We start from the raw sequence: 2,527 nt of genomic DNA, 5'->3' as shown, positions 1-2,527 counted from the left end.
TCGTCGTTCAGGCCCTCTATGTCCCGGATCACCCGTGCGAGCAGGTCGTCCCGGGAGCGGCCGAGGACGCGCTCGGCCTCGCCGTTGACGTAGGTGAACCGGAAGTCGCGGTCCAGGGTGAAGAAGGCGTCCGTGATGCTCTCCAGGGTCGCGGTCAGGCGCTCCGCGAGCCGGCGCTGGGCGGCCTCGCTGGCCCGCAGCCGGGACTGGGCATCGGTGAGCAGCAGCGGTGTACCGGCGGGCCCCAGGACCGCGTCCACCTCGCCGCCGGTAAGCTCCTGCAACCGCCGGTGAGTATCCTGAAGGGTCTGGACGAGCTCGAGATACCCGCCCGTCGGCGATTGCCCGCTGTCCGGATCTCCGGTACTCATGGCCCGGCACCTCTGCCGAGACCGATCCGCGCCAGCACACGGCCCGGCTCCGAAAGCGATCCGACGATCATTTCACGGGATCCGGCCCGCTCGACCACCAGCATGGGCGTGAGCAGGACGCCTTCCTCCAGCGCACGCTGGGGCGTCTCGAAGACATCGATGATCTCGACCTCGCAGGGGACGGCGAGGTAGTCACGGCGTATGGCCTCCAGATTGGCGATCGCCTCCCGGGAATTGGGGCCATCGCCGGCCACGTACAGCCGCAGTGAGAGGGCGTCAGCCGTCATCGCCGACAGTCCCGGCGTGGTCATCCCGGTCGGCGTGACGCCAGCGGCCGCGTTCCCGGCGCATGGCGTCGCGCTCCCGGTCGACCTCGGCGTCCTGCCGGGTCACGGTGCGTTGCTCCGCCTGTTTGTACTCGCGCTCGCGCTCCAGGTGACGGATACGGGCGTCGAGCTCCGCGGTCTCCGCCTCCAGGCGCAGGCGCTGGCGTTCGCGTTCGTCGGCCGCGCGCTGACGCTCCAGGCGCCGGGCCTGCTCCTGCTCCCGGCGAAGGGTGCCCATCAGGACCTCGCCCCCGGCGGTGTAGACATCCGCCAGCGTGACGCCGCCGTCGTCGAGCAGGAGCTCCCGGACCTGGCCGGAATGGGCGGTCCCGCGGGACTTGACCACCGACAGGCCGCGATTGCGCTCACCGCCCTGGACACGGTAGCTGAGATGGATCCAGGTGTCCGCGAGGGTCGAGATCTGCAGCGGGGTGCTCTCCGTCTCCGGAATCTCCCGGTCCAGCAGGCTGGTGCACAGCAGTGTGACGCCCGCCCCCTTCGCCCAGTCCACCAGGCGTTCGATCACGCTGTGTGAGAATGCCGTGTTGCCGGATTTGGCCAGTGCCGATACCGGATCGATGATCACGCAGCTCGCCCCGTGCGCCTCCGCGTGATTGCGGATCGCAACGAAGTGGATCTCCGCGCTGCCGGCGATCGCCCGGGCCGGTACGATGGACAGCGACCCGTCCGAGACAGGCGAGGCGAGGTCGATACCGACGGATGACAGGTTGCGCATCAGCTCGTCCGGCGGCGAGTCGATGCTCGCCCACACGGTGCGCTCGCCGTTACGGCAGGCGGCCTCGGCGAACGCGCCGCACAGGGTCGTCTTGGCCGTGCCCGGGGCGCCGGTGATGAGCACGCCGGCCTGCCGGAGATAGCCGCCGCTGAGCATGCTGTCCAGCCGCGGGATACCGGTGGAGAGCCGCTCGTTGGAGACCGGGCCGTTCGCCCCCTCGGGCCGCGGCACGTAGGCCACCTCCATGCCGCTATCACCGATCACCAGCGGGACCTGATTCTCCTCGAAGCGCGAGCCACGGAACTTCACCACGCGCAGACCGCGCTGGGAGATACCCTGCACGGTGTCATGGCTGAGCTCGATGCTGCAGTCGACCATGAACTGCATGAAGCCCAGCCCGTCCATGCCCGGAACGCCGGCATACCCCGGTGCCTTGGCGGTGATGATGCAGGTGAGCCCGCGCTCGAGCAGCCAGTTGTGCAGCCGGCAGGTCTCACGGCGCGCGGCGGCCCCGTCCATGAACGCGAGCACGACATCGAGGGCGTCGAAGACGACACGCCGCGCGCCCATCTCCGCCACCTTCGCGTCCAGCGCGGCGAGCATGCCGCCCAGGTCCACGTCCCCTGCTGGTGCCATGCCGGGATCCGGCTGGGCGTCGAGAAAGAACAGGCCGTCGTCCTGGAGGCCGTCGAGGTCCCAGCCGAAGGTCGCGGCATTGGCGGCAATGCGCCGGCCGGTCTCCTCGAAGGCGACGAAGATCGCCGGCTCGCCGTGCTCCCGTGCGCCGTTGACCAGCGTCTGGAGCGCAAGCACCGTCTTGCCGGCACCCGGTCCACCTTCGACAAGGGTCACGCGCCCGTATGGCAGACCGCCTCCGGTCATCTCGTCCAGCCCGGCGACACCGGTCGGTGCCTTGGCCGCGCCCGCAACGGGTTCGGTCATCTCTTCACCGCGGTCCTGACACCCGTAGTGTCGACATTTAACCAGCGTGCGTGATGCTTATCCATCACCAATAGCGTGCAGATCCGTACGTTTCCACCCTAACGACAGGCGTGACGGGCCAGTCAATAAACAGCATGGACGCGACGACTTTT

General features: G+C 69.0%; 3 protein-coding genes. All 3 read right to left on the bottom strand.

Features of this window, described 5'->3' with window-relative positions; translation table 11 throughout:
• The coding region (locus G7A99_RS24975; RefSeq protein WP_205599905.1) for a PAS domain-containing protein at nucleotides 1-371 on the bottom strand (371 nt) is incomplete at its 3' end.
• Nucleotides 368-658: a circadian clock KaiB family protein gene (locus tag G7A99_RS17995; RefSeq protein ID WP_018718124.1), complete on the bottom strand. Its 291-nt coding sequence runs from the start codon at nucleotides 656-658 to the stop codon at nucleotides 368-370. The genes G7A99_RS17995 and G7A99_RS24975, both read right to left, overlap by 4 nt.
• A complete protein-coding gene (kaiC, locus tag G7A99_RS17990; RefSeq protein WP_018718123.1) occupies nucleotides 648-2,375 on the bottom strand; it encodes a circadian clock protein KaiC in 1,728 nt (575 codons plus the stop codon). The genes G7A99_RS17995 and kaiC overlap by 11 nt, the downstream gene beginning before the upstream one ends.
• Nucleotides 2,376-2,527: the final 152 nt, after the last annotated feature.

The organism is Arhodomonas sp. KWT (assembly GCF_010993615.1).
Note: the sequence above shows the minus strand (reverse complement) of the source record. Positions and strands in the feature narration are given on the sequence as shown.

Excerpts from the sequence above, each read along its gene's own strand:
- kaiC (WP_018718123.1), bottom strand. The coding sequence starts at position 2,375 with ATGACCGAACCCGTTGCGGGCGCGGCCAAGGCACCGACCGGTGTCGCC.
- G7A99_RS17995 (WP_018718124.1), bottom strand. The coding sequence starts at position 658 with ATGACGGCTGACGCCCTCTCACTGCGGCTGTACGTGGCCGGCGATGGC.